Raw genomic sequence first — 15,342 nt, 5'->3', positions numbered from 1 at the left:
AACACCCGAGGAGCTCATCATGACTCTCAGCACCCCACCCGTGGTCCTGCTGGACCTGGCCGTCGCCACCGCCGGCCCCGGCGCCCCGTGGCTGCCCGACGCGGCCACGGCGGCCGAGGTCGCAGAGGCCGCCGAGCGTGCGGGAATCACCGCCCTCCGGATCCTCGACGAGACCCCTGACGCGACCACCCTGGACGCCACCGTCCTCGCCGGCCACCTGGCCGGACGCACCAGCACCCTGGGCTACCTCGTCGACGTACGCACCAGCCACCACGCCCCCTACAACCTCGCCCGCCGTCTCCTCTCCCTGGACCGGGCCAGCGGCGGACGGACGGGACTGGTGCTGCGCCCCGGCGAGGGCGACGAGGTCAGCGCCGCGGTCGCACCCGACCCGGCGGCCTCGGACCCGGCTCTGCGCTGGCAGGAGTACGCCGCCATCCTGCTCCGGCTGTGGGAGAGCTTCCCCGCCGAGGCCCTCGTCGGTGACCAGGAGGCCGGGGTCTTCGTCCGCGACGAGCTGATCGCGCCGATCTCCCACGACGGCAGCTTCTACCGGGTCAACGGAGCTCTCGACGGACCCTCGTCGGTCCAGGTGCGCCCGCTCCACGTCGTCGCCGACACCGACGTACTGTCCTGGGACCAGGTCGCCGCCACCGCGGACCTGGTCATCGTCGACCGCGACCGCGCCCCGGGTGCCGATCAGGCACTGGGCGCGGCGCTGCGGCGGGTCGGCCGGGATCGGGCCGACGTCGCCCTGGTCGGGAGGACCGCCGTGGACCCGGCGGTCCTCCGGTTCCCGCAGGCCCTGACTACCGACCTGCGCAGCTGGGCAGGCCGCGACGGTCTCGACGGCTTCGACCTCGTCCCGCTCGCCGAGGGCCCGGGGTCCGTCGGCGCCTCCGCGCTCGCGATCCTGGAGACCGTCGTCCCACTGCTCGGCTCGCGCACCGGCGCCACCCTGCGCGAGGCCACCGGATCCGTACCTGCCCCGGCCGAGACGGCCGGCGCGGGGACCACATCGGTGGAGGTCGCCTCGTGACCGCCGAGCTGACCGAGAACCCCACCGACCTCGCCGCAGGGGGAGAGGCGCCGCCGACCGTCGCCGGCATCCGGTCCGCCGTCGCGCCGGTCCTGGCGCGCCTGGCCGCCGGGGCCCGGGGCCGCGAGGACACCCGCGACTATCCCCACGCCGAGGTCGGCGCACTCGCGGCGCACCGGATCACGCTCACCGGCATCGCCGTCGAGGACGGCGGCGCCGGCGGCACGCTGCGCGACGTCGCCGACGTGGTCATCGACATCGCCCGCGCCGACTCCAACGTCGCCCAGGCGCTCCGTTCCAGCTTCCTCACCGCCCAGTCGGTCGCGACCAGGCGGGACCTGCCCGACCGCGAGCGCACCCTGGACCGGCTCCGCGCCGGCCACCTCTTCGCCGGCACCGCCAACGAGCGTGGCGGGGCACCGGGCGCGGTCGCGACCACGATCCGCGCCGTCGGCGAGGAGTTCCGGCTCACCGGCGAGAAGTACTACTCCACCGGAGGTCTCTACGCCCAGTGGTTCGGCGGCACCGCGCTGGACGAGGAGGGCGAGCTGGTCCGGTTCACGGTGCCGGTCGACCGCGACGGGGTCGAGCGGCTCGACGACTTCGACGCGATCGGGCAGCGGCTGACCGCCAGCGGCACCACCCGGCTCCGGGACGTACGTATCGAGCCTGACGAGTTCGCGCGTGCCGAGGACCGCCAGCCGCGCAACCCGTGGCAGGGCTCCTTCGCCCAGCTCTACCTCGCCGCGGTCGAGGCCGGGATCGCCGCGGCCGCCTATGACGACGCGCGCTGGTTCGCCCGCGACGTCGCGCGCCCGATCAAGCACAGCCCGGCCGAGCGTACGGTCGACGACCCCTACGTACGCCACGTGGTCGGCGAGATCGCTGCCCGGGCCAACGCCGCCCGTGCCGTCGTGCTGCTCGCCGCGGAGACCCTCGGCGCGGTCGGCGGAGCCGGCGACGAGGAGGTGCGCGAGCGCGGCGCGGAGGCGTCGGTGGCCGTCGCCCAGGCGCAGTACGTCGCCATCGAGTCCGCCCTGCGTGCGGCCGAGCTCGTCTTCGACGTCGGCAGCGGCTCGGCCACCGACCGTGCCCATCGCCTCGACCGGCACTGGCGCAACGCGCGCACGGTCGCGAACCACAACCCCCGCAACTGGAAGACGGCCGTCGTCGGCGGCTACCTCCTCGCCGAGGAGGACCCCCCGACCACCGGCCTGTTCTGAGCGTCACCCAGACCTGTCCCACCCGAAAGGAACCCATGTCCCTCGAACTCACCCGGCGGCTAGGCCGCACCGGCGTCCGGGTCAGCCCGCTGACGCTCGGCACCATGAACTTCGGCCGCTGGGCCAAGGAGGCCGACAGCATCCCGATCATCCAGGCCGCGATCGAGGCCGGCGTCAACGTGATCGACACGGCCGACGCGTACGGCGCCGGAAGCTCGGAGAAGATCGTCGGCAAGGCCCTTCGGAAGGCCTCGGTGCCCCGCGAAGACCTCTTCCTGGCCACCAAGTTCCACGGTCAGATCGGCGAGAACCCTCAGCATGCGGGCAACAGCCGCCGCTGGATCACCCAGGCCGTCGAGGACAGCCTGCGCCGCCTCGGCACCGACTACCTCGACCTCTACCAGGCCCACCGTCCCGACCCGGACACCGATCTGCTGGAGACCCTGCACACCCTCAACGACCTGATCAGGCAGGGGAAGATCCGCTACTACGGCACCTCCGTCTTCCCGGCCCACCAGCAGGTCGAGGCGCACTGGCTCGCCGAGAAGCACGGCCTGATCGCCCCGCACACCGAGCAGCTGCCGTACTCCCTGCTGGTCCGCGGCGCCGAGCGCGAGGTCTTCCCGGTCGTGGAGAAGTACGGCGTCGGGGTGCTCAGCTACGGTCCGCTGGCCGCGGGCTGGCTCAGCGGCGGCTACCGCATCGGCGCCGAGCAGCCCACCTCCGCGCGGGCCGACCTGATCCCGGGTCGTTTCGACCTCGCGGCCGAGCGCAACCAGCGCAAGCTCGCCGCCGCCGACGCGCTCGCCCGCCTCGCCGAGGAGAACGGGCTCACCCTGATCGAGCTCGCCGTCGCGTTCGCGCTCAACCACCCGGCCGTCAGCAGCGTCATCATCGGCCCGCGCACCGCCGACCATCTCGAGAGCTACCTCAAGGCGACCACCGTCGAGCTGAGCGACGACGTGCTCGACCGGATCGACGAGATCGTCGACCCCGGCACCCAGTTCCTCGAGCGCGACACCGGGCGGGACACCCCGTCCCTGCAGCCCGACGCACTCCGCCGTCGCCGCCGCGCCTGACCTCCACACCGACAACCCACCACCACGACGAGAGGGTCACGATGACCGACCAGTTCCCCAACTACCAGCGAGTCCACGCCGCGGCCGAGGACCGCTACGAGAAGGTTCCGTACCGGCGTACGGGCCGTTCCGGCCTGGACCTGCCCGCGATCTCCTTCGGCCTGTGGCAGAAGTTCGGCGCCGACTACGCCTTCGAGACGCAGCGGGAGATCATCCTGCACGCCTTCGACCTCGGGATCAGCCACTTCGACAACGCCAACCGCTACGGGCCACCGCACCGGGCGGCCGAGAAGACCTTCGGGCAGGTGCTGCGCCGCGAGCTGGCCGGCTACCGCGACGAGCTGGTGCTCTCCACCAAGGCCGGCGGCGCCACCGGCCCCAGCCCGTACCTCAAGGGCGGCTCCCGGAAGAACCTGCTCTCCTCGCTGGAGCACAGCCTGCGCGACCTGGGCACCGACTACGTCGACATCTTCTACCACCACACCCCGGACCTGACCACGCCGGTGGAGGAGACCGCGAGCGCGCTGGCGACCGCGGTGCGCTCCGGCAAGGCGCTCTACGTCGGCATCTCCAACTACAAGCCCGACCGTGCCGCCGCGATCGCCGATCTGCTGGAGGCCGAGGGTGTGCCGCTGCTGATCCACCAGCCGCGCTACTCGATCTATGACCGCAGCATCGACCAGAACGGCCTCGCCGACCTCGCCCTGGACAAGGGCTTCGGGCTGATCGTCTACTCGCCGCTGGCCCAGGGCCTGCTCACCGACAAGTACCTGGAGACCATCCCGGACGGCGCCCGGGCGCAGAACAGCACCTTCCTCTCGTCCGACGTGATCGACGAGACCTACCGCGCCCGCACCGCCGAGCTGAACAAGCTCGCCGAGGCCCGCGGCCAGTCCCTGGCCCAGCTCGCGCTGCAGTGGGTGCTGCGCAACCCCGCGGTGACCTCGGCGCTCATCGGGGCCAGCTCCACCGAGCAGCTCGACCACAACGTCCAGGCGCTGGAGGCACCCGAGCTCACCGACGAGGAGCTGGCCGTCATCGACGAGTTCGGTGTCCACGGCACCGGCCTGAAGATCTGACGTACGCCATGACAGCGACGACCACCACGGGACCGATTGCCGGGGCAAGGCCGCGGATCGGGGCCGGCGTCGAGGACGGGCGTCCGTTCCGGCTCGGCTTCCTGCTGCACCTGGACAACGACCTGCCGCCGGCGCGGGCCTACCGGGAGGCGATCACGCTCTTCCGGGAGGCCGAGCGGCTGGGCTACGACTCCGGCTGGGTCATCCACCGCCACTTCCGTCAGGGCAACGAGCACGTCTCCGCGCCGCTGGTCCTGCTGGCGGCGATCGCCGAGCACACCAGCACGATCGGGCTCGGCACCGGCGTCTATGTGCTGCCGCTGGAGGACCCGCTGGTCGTGGCCGAGCAGGCCGCGACCCTGGACGAGCTCAGCGGCGGACGGGTCGAGCTCGGTGTCGGGTCGGGCCCGTTCGCCACGGCCTGGGAGGCCTTCGGCCGCGACATCGACACCCGCCACCAGCTCTACGCCCGCAGCGTCGCCCGCCTCCAGCAGGTGCTCGACGGCAAGCCGCTCAACAGTGCCGGTGAGGTGCTGCACCCACCGGCGCCGGGGCTGCGGGGCAGGCTGTGGCAGGCCACCACGTCCGACCCGTCGGTCGCGCTCGACTCGGCGGCGGCCGCCGGGAAGGTGGGGGACGGGCTCCAGCTCTCCCGCGCCACCGCCTTCAACCGCAACCAGACACCGGCCCGGCAGGCCGAGATCATCGAGGCGTTCCGGGCCGGCCACCTTGCCGTCCACCCGGACCGGGTGCCGCGGGTGCAGGTCTCCCGGGCGATCTACCCGCACCCCGAGCGGGCGGCCGCGGTCGCCGCCGTGGCGCCCGGTGCCCGCCGGTGGCAGTCGTGGATGGTCTCCCGGCAGGGGCAGCCCGAGCTGAGCGTGGAGGAGTTCCTGGAGCGCGACAACGCGCTGCTGGGCCCGGTCGAGGCCGTCGCCGACGGGCTGGCCGCCGACCCGGCGCTCCGGGAGGTCACCGACCTGCTGGTCAGCTTCGTCCCCGGCGTACCGCCGCTGGAGGAACACCTGCGGCTGCTGGCGGCCTCGACCGAGGTCGCCGGCCGGCTCGGCTGGCAGCCCAGCCCGGGTGCGGCGGGGGAGGGGGACCGATGAGCTTCCACCTGGTGGCGTCGCTGATGACGCCCGGGCACTTCCGCTCCGCCTGGCGGCTGCCCGCGGCGGACCCGGCGGCCCACCTCGACATCGACTACTACCAGCGGCTGGCCCGGACCGCGGACGAGGCCGGGATCGACGCGATCTTCCTCGGCGACAGCCCGGCGATCGGGCCCGACATCGCCCGCAACCCGGCCAACGGCATCGACCCGCTGGTGCTGCTCGGGAACCTGGCGGCGGTCACCGAGCGGGTCGGGGTGCTGATCACCAGCTCCACGACGTACAACTCGCCCTACAACCTGGCGCGGCGGTTCCAGGCGCTCGACATCGTCACCAAGGGCCGCGCCGCGGTGAACCTGGTGACCACCTACGCGCCGAAGGCGGCTGCCAACTTCGGGCTCGCCGAGACCCCGGACAAGCCGACGCGCTACCGCCGCGCCCATGAGTTCCTGCAGGTCGTACGCGACCTGTGGGACGGGTGGGAGCCCGGAGCGATCCTGGCCGACAAGGAGGCCGGCCGCTACGCCGACCCGGACCTCATCCACGAGACCGGTCACCGCGGCGAGTTCTTCGAGGTGGCCGGGCCGCTGCCGACGCCTGCCGGTCCGCAGGGCCACCCGGTGGTGGTGCAGGCCGGCGGGTCCGAAGGCGGGCTCCGGCTCGGCTCCGCGCTCGCCGACGTCATCTTCACCGTCGCCCAGACGCGGGCGAAGGCGGTCGACTTCCGCGACGACATCCGAGCACGGGCCGTGGCGGCCGGCCGCAGCGCCGACGCGGTGAAGGTCTCGCTCGGCGTCATCGTGCTGGTGGGGGAGGACGAGGCCGACGCCCATGCCCGGGCCGAGGAGCTCTACGCCACTCTGCCGTTCGACGACATCGCCCGCGCCAACCTCGCCGTCCTCGGGCTGGGCGAGCGTGACCTGGACGAGCCGATCCGCGCCGAGGAGCTCCCCGACATCCCCGTCGCGGAGGGTGGCTCGGCGGGCTTCCGAGTGAGCACCCGCGCGCTGCTCGCCGAGCGGCCGCTCTCGGCACGCGAGCTGGTGCGCGCCACCGCCGGTGTCCCCGGCGGCGGCCACCGCCTGGTCGTCGGCTCGGCCGAGCAGATCGCCGACGACCTCGAGGCCTGGTGGCGGGCCAGAGCCGCGGACGGCTTCACGATCATGTACGCCGACACGGCCGTCGACTTCGACCGCTTCGCCCACCAGGTGGTGCCGATCCTCGTCGAGCGCGGCCTCTTCCGCACGGCCACACCCGGCACGACGCTGCGCGAGCGCCTCGGCCTGCCCCTCTGGGAGCGAGACCGCGGCCCGGCCGCGGTCGACGCCTCCGCCTGACCGACCGACACCGCCAACACCCCCACTTCGCACGGACCGGAGAGAGAACCCCCATGAGCGACCTACGCAGCTCCATCGAGAACGCCACCGCGCGCAACCGCCGCAGATGGCCCTGGATCGCCGGCGCGGCAGCCGCCGTGCTCGTGCTCGCCGTCGGCGGCGGCATCGTCGCCGCCCGAGGCGGTGAGGAGACCGCGGCCGGGAGCGACAAGCCCGTGCGCGGCGGCACCCTCGAGTTCGGCCTGATCGACTACCAGCGCAGCCCCGACCCGCAGTGGGGCACCAACTACGCCGAGTCGATCATCGCCGACAACATCACCGACAAGCTGACCTGGCAGGACCCCGACACCGGGAAGATCACGCCCTGGCTGGCCACGAAGTGGGAGGTCAACGACGTGCTCACGCAGTTCACCTTCCACCTGCGTGACGACGTCACCTTCAGCGACGGCGAGCCCTTCGACGCCGCGGCCGTGAAGGCCAACTTCGACCAGTACATCCAGGGTGACCCGAAGCTCGGGATCCTCCCCAACGGCGCCACCCTCTTCCCCGGCTATGCCGGCACCGACGTCGTCGACGAGCACACGGTCCGCCTCCGCTTCGACCAGCCCCTGGGCAGCGCCCTGCAGGCCGTCTCGTTCACCGCCAACGCCGGCCCCGGGTTCCTCTCGCCCAACACGCTGAAGCTGAGCGCCGAGCAGCGCTCCGCGGACGCCACCAAGGTGGTCGGGACCGGCCCGTTCGTCTATGAGTCGTGGAAGGAGCAGGACAAGACGGTGCTGGTGCGGCGCAAGGGCTACGACTGGTCGCCGCCGTCGCTGAAGCACGAGGGTGAGGCGTACCTCGACAAGATCGTCTTCAACACCATCCCGGAGGCGAGCGTACGCACCGGCTCACTGAGGTCGGGGGCGCTCGACGCGACCCTGGACGTCGGCACCACCGACGAGAAGCCGCTCGAGGACGCCGGCTTCTCGATCATCAGCCGTGGCGTCTCCGGCACCGCGATCGTGTGGAACCTCAACGCCTCCCTGTTCCCGACCAACGAGCTCGCCGTACGCCGGGCGATCCAGCTCGGCTGGGACCGCGAGGCGGTCGAGAAGACCGTGCTGACCGACTCCTACTCGATCGCCACCTCGATCCTGGCGCCGTCGGTGACCGGCTACGTCGACCACAGCAAGGACGTCCTCCGCTACGACCCGGACGAGGCCGCGAAGCTCCTCGACGACGCCGGCTGGAAGCCCGGCCCCGACGGGATCCGGGTCAAGGGCGACAAGTTGCTGACCGTCAAGGTCGTCGGGATCAGCAACCTGGTGGCCAACAAGCCGGCCTACGAGTCGATCCAGGCCGATCTGAAGAAGATCGGCATCGACGTGCAGCTCAACGTGCTGCCGCTGGCCGACTACGCCGCCGAGCAGACCAAGGTCGCCACCGAGTGGAACGCCGCCGCCGCCAACCGCTCGCGCAACGACCCGACGGTGCTCAACCTCCAGTACAACCCGGAGATCGGCAACCAGGCCTACCTCGGCGACAAGACCCCCGACGTCGACGCCGCCGAGGTCGCCGCCACCCTCGGCCGCCAGGAGACGACCCTCGAGGACGCCAAGCGCAAGGAGTACGCCGCGGCCGCCCAGGACCTGGTGCTCGACAAGTACGCCCTGGTCAACCCGGTCTACAACCCGTCCCAGGTCATCGCCCACGCGGACTACGTGCACGGGATCGTCTTCGACGCCCAGTCTCGCAACCACTTCGTCGACACCTGGAAGAACAAGTGATCCCATGCTGCGCTACGTCGCACTCAAGGTGGGGCGGGCCGCGTTCGTGGTCTGGGCGGCGTTCACGCTGACCTTCGTCCTGCTCTACGTGCTGCCCGCCAACCCGGTGGACCTGATGTTCGACCCGGCCGAGCTCAACACGGTGACGCCGGAGGTCAGGGAGCAGGTCGCCGACACGTACGGCTTCAACGACCCGGTCCTCGTGCAGTACCTCGAGCGGCTGTGGCACGCGCTGACCGGCGACTTCGGCAACTCGGTCCAGTCGGGACGCTCGGTCAGCGCCGGGGTCGCCGCGGTGCTGCCCAGCACCCTGCTGCTCGCCCTCGGCGCGCTGGTGCTGGCGCTGGTGATCGCCTTCGTGATCGCCCTGGTCGCCACGGCCACCCGGCAGGAGTGGCTGCGCCGCTTGGTCGAGGCGCTGCCCACGAGCGCGGTCTCGGTGCCGGTGTTCCTCTCCGGGATCCTGCTCCTGCAGGTCTTCGCGTTCCGGCTGGGCTGGTTCCCGGCCTTCGGCGACGACGGCTGGCGCAGCCTGGTGCTCCCGCTGATCACCCTCGCGATCCCGGTCGCGGGGCCGATCGCCCAGCTCCTCGTACGCTCCTTCGCGGCCGAGCTCCACTCCGGCTACGTCACGACCAGCTGGGCCAAGGGCGCCTCTCGCGGGCAGGTGATCATCGGCGACGTCTTCCGCAACGCCAGCCTGCCCGCGCTCACGATCGCCGGGATCACCTTCGGCAACCTGATCGCCGGCTCGGTCATCACCGAGACCGTCTTCGCGCGCCAGGGGATCGGCCGGATGACCCAGACCGCGATCAACACCCTCGACATCCCGGTCGTGCAGGGGATCGTCGTGCTCGTCGCGGCGAGCTTCGCGCTGATCAACCTCGTCGTCGACCTGATCTATCCGCTGCTGGACCCGCGCCTGCGGGCCACCCTCGCGACCGCCTGAGGAGCCACCATGACCGCCGACGTTCTCAGCTCAGCGCTCGCCTCCGAGGAGCGCAGACACCCTCGGAGCACGACGCTGACGTGGCTGCGCAGACTCGCCGGCCCCGTGACCGACCTGGTCCGACAGCCGGTGCTCCTGCTTGCCTGGGTCATCGTCCTGGTCGCGGTGGGCTGGGCGGTCGTCCCAGGCCTGTTCACCCACTTCAGCCCCTACGAGGGCAACCCCGACGCCAGCTTCGCCCCACCGAGCGCCGAGCACTGGTTCGGCACCGACCGGCTCGGCCGCGACCTCTACGCCAGGAGCGTCTACGGTGCCGCGACCACGCTGACCGCGACCCTGCTCGCGGTGGCGATCGCCTTCGGGATCGGTGCCTTGGTCGGGCTGGTCGCGGGCTTCGCCGGCGGCCTGGTCGACACGGTGATCATGCGGGTGGTCGACGTCTTCCTGGCCATCCCGAGCCTGCTGCTGGCGATGGTGATCGTCTCGGTGCTCGGCTACTCCACCAACAACATCGCGCTCGCGGTCGGGATCTCCTCGATCGCCTCCTTCGCGCGGGTCATGCGCGCCGAGGTGCTCAGCGTCGCCTCGCGCGACTACGTCAAGGCGGCGTACGGCCTCGGGGTCGGCCGCCTGGGCGTGGTGGTCCACCACATCGTGCCCAACTCGATGGCCTCGGTGCTGGCCCTGGCGGCGCTCGAGATCGGCACCGCCATCCTGGCCGTCGCCGGGCTCGGGTTCCTCGGCTACGGCGCGCCGCCGCCCGAGCCGGAGTGGGGGCTGCTGGTCGCCGAGGGCCGCGACTTCGTCGCCGCCTACCCGTGGACCTCTCTGCTGCCCGGCGCGGCCCTCGCGGTCGTGGTGATCGCGACCCACCGCATCAGCACCTCCTTCAGGAAGGACATCGGCAGATGAGCGTCGGCCCAGACCCCCTGCTCCGCATCGACGACCTCGCGATCGACTACCGCACCGGTCGCGGCTGGACCCCGGCCGTACGCGGCATCAGCCTCGAGGTGCGACCCGGCGAGCTCGTCTCGCTGGTGGGGGAGTCCGGCTCCGGCAAGACCACGCTGGTCCAGGGCGCCCTCGGCCTGCTGCCGCCCTCGGCCCGGATCGGCCGCGGCACGATCGCCTACTCCGGCGTCGACGTCACCGGCTGGCCGGACAAGCGGATGCGGCTGGTGCGCGGCAACCACGTCGGGTTCATCCCGCAGGACCCCAACACCTCGCTGAACCCGGTCAAGCGGATCGGCCACCAGGTCATCGAGGCGGTCCGGTTCAACGCCCAGGACGGGCGCCGCGACTCCGCGGCCCACCGTGAGGCGGCGCTGGAGAGCCTGCGGGCCGCCGGGCTGGCCGATGCCGAGCGGGTCTTCGACCAGTACCCCCACGAGCTCAGCGGCGGGATGAAGCAGCGGGCCCTGATCGCCATCGCGCTGGCGGGGAAGCCGAGCATCATCGTCGCCGACGAGCCCACCAGCGCCCTGGACGTCACGGTCCAGAAGCGCATCCTCGACCACCTCGCCGGGCTGCGCGAGGAGCTCGACCTCGGGGTCCTGCTCGTCACCCACGACCTCGGTGTCGCCCTGGACCGCTCCGACCGGATCGCGGTCATGCAGGAGGGCCGGCTCGTCGAGGAGGGCGACGTCGCCCAGGTCCTCACCTCGGCCTCGGACCCCTACACCCGCCGGCTCCTGGAGGCCGCGCCGTCGCGGCACGAAGGCCGGCTGCGTCCCAGCAGCGTCGCCGAGTCGACCGCCGGTGAACCCGCTCTGGTGGCCGAAGGGCTGACCAAGACCTACCGCCTGCGCGGCCGGGGAACCCGGAGCGAGCTGCGTGCCCTCGACGACGCCCGGCTCCTCGTACGCCGCGGCACAACCCACGCCATCGTCGGTGAGTCCGGGGCCGGGAAGTCCACGCTGGCCGGGATCCTGGTCGGCTTCACCAGCCCCGACGGTGGCACCGTGCACGTCGACGGCACCGAGCTCACCGCGCTGGGTCGCCGGGAGTGGCGCGGCGTACGTCGTGACCTGCAGTTCGTCTTCCAGAACCCGTTCACCTCCCTGGACCCGCGGTTCACCGTCAGCAGGCTGATCGCCGAGCCGCTGCGGGCCTTCGGCCTGGCCCGTACACGGGCGGAGCGGGCCGAGCGGGTCAGCGAGCTGCTGGCCGCCGTCGCGCTCGACGACAGCTACGCCCAGCGGCTGCCCGGCCAGCTCTCGGGAGGCCAGCGGCAACGGGTCGCCATCGCTCGCGCGCTGGCGCTCGAGCCGAAGGTGATCGTGCTCGACGAGGCCGTCAGTGCTCTCGACGTCTCGGTGCAGGCCCAGATTCTCCAGCTCCTGGTCGACCTGCAGGCCGAGCTCGGGCTGACGTACGTCTTCGTCACCCATGACCTCGGTGTGGTCAGGCTCGTGGCCGACGACGTGACCGTGATGAGGGCCGGTGCCGTCGTCGAGTCGGGGCCGGTCGAGGAGATCTTCGCGAACCCGTCCGACGACTACACGCGGTCGCTGATCGAGGCGATCCCGGGGACGCGGCACGCGCCGGCGCCCTGACCGGGCCTCCTGCCCGGATCAGGTGCCGGTCAGGTGCCGGTCGGTCGGAGGTCCTCGGCGAGGTCGGGGGTCCAGATCGCGTGGGCGTACGCGTCCCGGAAGGAGGCCGCCGCGGCGGGCGTCCCGGCGACGGTGGGGGCGGCCTGGTCCTCGACGTAGAGGTCGTGGCCGATCGCGTCGACGAGGCGGGGGATGCCCGTGGCCAGGCTCATCACGTCACCGACCGGGATCCCGAAGCTGAGCCCTGCCGCGGCCGAGAAGACGTGGACGCGGCCCAGCCAGGGCGCGCTGCCCGGTGACCTCTCGCTCAGCTCGTAGCCGTCGCCGAGATAGGGCCAGCGGGCGAGCTCGTCGTGGGCGAGGTCGGCCGGCGGGTGGTAGCGGTCGCCCCAGGTCGCGATGTCCGCGGCCAGCCGGGCGAGGTCGGGGCGGGTGGCCGGGTCGTACTGGTAGCCGGTGCCGGCGATCACCAGGTCGACCTCGTGGATGCCGTCGGCGGCCTCGGCCACGATCCGGTCGCCGACCGCCCTCGCGGTGTGCCACTCGGCGTCGAGATGGACGTGGAAGCCGTCGAAGGCGGCGGCGCGCTGCACCGACTCGAGGGTGCAGCTGCGCCCGGCCCGCGCCTGGACCACCTTCCGCTGCCAGCGGTCGGCGTCGCTGAGGCGGTGAAAGCTCTCCCGCGCGCCGAGGGTCAGTCCGCCGACGACGCCGGGGCCCTGCACGACGAGCTCGTCGCGGCGTACGAAGAGGTGGACCTCGGCGGCGCCGGACTCCAGCGCGGCGCCGGCGATGTCGAGCGCCGAGGCGCCCGCTCCCAGCACCGCGACCCGGCGTCCGGTGAGCGCGGTGAGGTCGATCCGGTCGGCCGTGTGTGCCTTCAGGTGGGCCGGCAGACCGGCGATCGCCGCCGGGTAGGCGGGTCCGCCGGTGCTCTCGACACCGTTGGCGAGCACGAGCTTGCGCGTCGTCTCGGTCCTCTGGTGCCGGCCGCCGGCCGCGTCGGTGACCTCGAGCCTCACGCTCAGATACCTCGGGCCCGGCTCGACGTCGAGCAGCCTGGTCCGGTGCCTCACCGGCACCTCGACGACCTGCTCGATCCAGTCGAGGTAGTCCGCCCAGGTCGTGCGCGGGATCCGGTCGAGATCCTCGTACGCCGCTCGCCCGTGGAGCCGGGTGAACCAGCTGCGGAAGCTCAGCTCGGGGAAGCCGAACTCGGGGTCCGGCCAGACCTTCGGCGTACGCAGCCGCCGCATCCGGGCGATGCCGCGCCACACGCCCTTCTCGCCGGGAGCGGCGGCATCGATCACCGAGACGCGGCTGATCCCGAACCGTCGCAGGGCGAACCCGACCCCGAGCCCGGCCTGTCCCGCGCCGACGACCAGCACGTCGTGGTCGGTCCCGGTCTCGCTTACCCAGGGTGTCGGGGTCGGCCCGAAGAGGTCACGGACGTGGGCGGTGTAGTCGGTGAGGGCATCGCTCATTTAAGTAGAGTAACTCACTTGACTAAAACATATTGATCGTCTCGGAATCAGGTGCTCGCCCAGCCGGCGGCCTCGGCGCTCAGGTGCCGGCAGACGTGGGCGACGGCCGGTGGAGCATCGGGGCCGGTGACGAGCCAGAGGGTGTTGAGCGGCCCGAGCCGAGGTGTGTGGAGGCGTACGACGGTGCCGTCGGCGAGTGCGCCGTCGACGAGGTAGCGGGGCAGCACCGAGGCGCCGATGCCGGCGACGACCGCGCGGAGGATGCCGCGCAGGTCGGGCAGCACGAGCGCGGTGCGGTTGATGGGGCGTTCGTCGAACTCGGTCAGCCAGTAGCGTCTGATGATCGGGAGGTCGGGGGAGTAGGCCGCGAGCGGCACAGCGGCGAGGGCGCGGACCGGGTCCTGCGCCAGCTCGGTGGGGTCGACCTGTGCCGCGACCGCCGGGGCCGCGACGAGGAGGAACTCCTCGTCGACCAGCACGGTCGACCGAAGCCTCTCGTCGGCGGGGCGTACGGAGGAGACGACGAGGTCGAGACGGTCCTCGGCGAGGTCGTCGAGGAGGTCTTGGGCCAGGCCGGTGGTCACCGTCACGTCGAGGCCCTCGCGGACGAGTGGGGCGAGGGCGGGCACGATCCGGGTGGTCATCACGTCCGCGGCGCCACCGATCCGGATGTTCGCCGGGCCGATCGAGGGCTCGGTGCCGACGGCGCCGCGGAGCTGGTCGACCAGCGGGGTGATCCGGGCGGCGAGCGCGTCGGCCCGGCCGGTCGGCACCAGCCCGGTGCGGGAGCGCTCGAACAGGGTCGTGTCGAGCTCGTGCTCGAGCTTGCGGATCCGTGCGGTCACCGCGGGCTGGGAGAGGTCGAGGCGACGGGCCGCGGCGCTGATCGACCGCTCCCGGTAGGCGTGTGCGAACGCTTCCCAGAGATCGAGCGAGGTCATAGAAATCATTATGACCTGCTCCCTGGTTCCGGGAGTGAAGCTGGAGATGGTGGTCGTTAGGTCATCACCGAACCGAACTTAAGGAAGAACCATGACACGCGTACTGATGGTCGTCTCCGCGGCCGACTCCCTCGTTCTCGCCGACGGCACCGAGCACCCGACCGGCTACTGGGCCGAGGAGGTCGCCGCCTCTCACGAGACGCTCGTGAAGGCCGGCGTCGAGATCGACATCGCCACCCCGGGTGGCCGGGCGCCGACGGTCGACGCGCTCTCGCTCAGCGAGCAGGGTGGCGTCCAGTCCGAGGATGCCGAGCGCTTCCGCGCCTACCTCGCGACCCTCGAAGGAGAGCTCGCGCACCCGCTGGTGCTCGCCGACATCGACCCGGCGGCCTACGACGCCGTCTACATCCCCGGCGGCCACGCCCCGATGACCGACCTGGTCTCGGACCCCGCGCTCGCCGCGCTCCTGGCGGCCACCGACTCCGCCGGGCGACCGGTCGTCGCGCTGTGCCACGGCGTCGCCGGTCTCCTCGCCGCGACCGGCGAGGGCGGTTGGCTCTTCGGCGGGCGCCGGATGACCGGGTTCACCGACACCGAGGAGCAGCAGGGCGGCTACGGCGACGCCATCCCCTACTCGGTCGAGCAGCGGATGCGCGCCGCCGGCGGGATCGTCGAGACCGGTGAGCCCTGGAGTGACACCGTCGTCGTCGACGGCACCCTGATCACCGGCCAGAACCCGCAGTCCAGCGTCTCGACCGCCAAGGCGCTCCTGGAG

13 protein-coding genes are annotated in these 15,342 nt (G+C 72.2%); 11 read left to right on the top strand and 2 right to left on the bottom strand.

All coding sequences use genetic code 11. The features are described 5' to 3' along the window. The first annotated feature begins 19 nt into the window (after nt 1–19). The 10 genes from ACFU7D_RS09980 to ACFU7D_RS09935 are packed head-to-tail and all read left to right on the top strand — an operon-like array spanning nt 20 to nt 12,142. Complete coding sequence (locus tag ACFU7D_RS09980) at nt 20–1,039, top strand: LLM class flavin-dependent oxidoreductase (protein WP_378866401.1); 1,020 nt, start codon at nt 20–22, stop codon at nt 1,037–1,039. Next, complete coding sequence (locus ACFU7D_RS09975; RefSeq protein WP_378866398.1) at nt 1,036–2,262, top strand: acyl-CoA dehydrogenase family protein; 1,227 nt, start codon at nt 1,036–1,038, stop codon at nt 2,260–2,262. The genes ACFU7D_RS09980 and ACFU7D_RS09975 overlap by 4 nt, the downstream gene beginning before the upstream one ends. Nucleotides 2,263–2,297: 35 nt before the next feature. Next, on the top strand, nt 2,298–3,341 hold the full coding sequence (locus tag ACFU7D_RS09970; RefSeq protein WP_378866395.1) for an aldo/keto reductase: 1,044 nt from the start codon (nt 2,298–2,300) through the stop codon (nt 3,339–3,341). A gap of 41 nt (nt 3,342–3,382) precedes the next feature. After that, nucleotides 3,383–4,420 carry an aldo/keto reductase gene (locus tag ACFU7D_RS09965; protein WP_378866392.1) on the top strand — a complete coding sequence of 346 codons (1,038 nt, stop codon included), beginning with the start codon at nt 3,383–3,385 and terminating at the stop codon, nt 4,418–4,420. Nucleotides 4,421–4,428: 8 nt separating this feature from the next. After that, nucleotides 4,429–5,532 carry an LLM class flavin-dependent oxidoreductase gene (locus ACFU7D_RS09960; protein ID WP_378866389.1) on the top strand — a complete coding sequence of 368 codons (1,104 nt, stop codon included), beginning with the start codon at nt 4,429–4,431 and terminating at the stop codon, nt 5,530–5,532. Then, entirely contained in the window at nt 5,529–6,869 is a 1,341-nt protein-coding gene (locus ACFU7D_RS09955) for an NtaA/DmoA family FMN-dependent monooxygenase (RefSeq protein WP_378866386.1), read from the top strand. Before ACFU7D_RS09960 ends, ACFU7D_RS09955 begins: the two co-directional genes overlap by 4 nt. Nucleotides 6,870–6,922: 53 nt before the next feature. Continuing rightward, nucleotides 6,923–8,638: an ABC transporter substrate-binding protein gene (locus ACFU7D_RS09950; protein WP_378866383.1), complete on the top strand. Its 1,716-nt coding sequence runs from the start codon at nt 6,923–6,925 to the stop codon at nt 8,636–8,638. A gap of 4 nt (nt 8,639–8,642) precedes the next feature. Further along, complete coding sequence (locus ACFU7D_RS09945; protein ID WP_378866380.1) at nt 8,643–9,587, top strand: ABC transporter permease; 945 nt, start codon at nt 8,643–8,645, stop codon at nt 9,585–9,587. A 9-nt stretch (nt 9,588–9,596) separates the two neighbouring features. Then, nucleotides 9,597–10,499 (top strand): ABC transporter permease, encoded by a 903-nt coding sequence (locus tag ACFU7D_RS09940; protein ID WP_378866377.1) that lies wholly within the window; start codon nt 9,597–9,599, stop codon nt 10,497–10,499. Then, on the top strand, nt 10,496–12,142 hold the full coding sequence (locus ACFU7D_RS09935; RefSeq protein ID WP_378866375.1) for a dipeptide ABC transporter ATP-binding protein: 1,647 nt from the start codon (nt 10,496–10,498) through the stop codon (nt 12,140–12,142). The genes ACFU7D_RS09940 and ACFU7D_RS09935 overlap by 4 nt, the downstream gene beginning before the upstream one ends. A 29-nt stretch (nt 12,143–12,171) precedes the next feature. Here ACFU7D_RS09935 and ACFU7D_RS09930 read toward each other — a convergent pair whose 3' ends face one another. Beyond that, a complete protein-coding gene (locus ACFU7D_RS09930) occupies nt 12,172–13,626 on the bottom strand; it encodes an FAD-dependent oxidoreductase (RefSeq protein WP_378866372.1) in 1,455 nt (484 codons plus the stop codon). A gap of 47 nt (nt 13,627–13,673) precedes the next feature. Continuing rightward, on the bottom strand, nt 13,674–14,567 hold the full coding sequence (locus ACFU7D_RS09925; RefSeq protein ID WP_378866369.1) for a LysR family transcriptional regulator: 894 nt from the start codon (nt 14,565–14,567) through the stop codon (nt 13,674–13,676). 91 nt (nt 14,568–14,658) lie between these two features. Here ACFU7D_RS09925 and ACFU7D_RS09920 point away from each other — a divergent pair. Beyond that, on the top strand, nt 14,659–15,342 hold a 684-nt coding region (locus tag ACFU7D_RS09920), incomplete at its 3' end, for a type 1 glutamine amidotransferase domain-containing protein (protein WP_378866366.1).

The sequence above is a fragment of the Nocardioides sp. NPDC057577 genome (genome assembly GCF_042801335.1).
Lineage (GTDB): Bacteria > Actinomycetota > Actinomycetes > Propionibacteriales > Nocardioidaceae > Nocardioides.
This window is presented reverse-complemented; position numbering and strand designations above follow the sequence as displayed.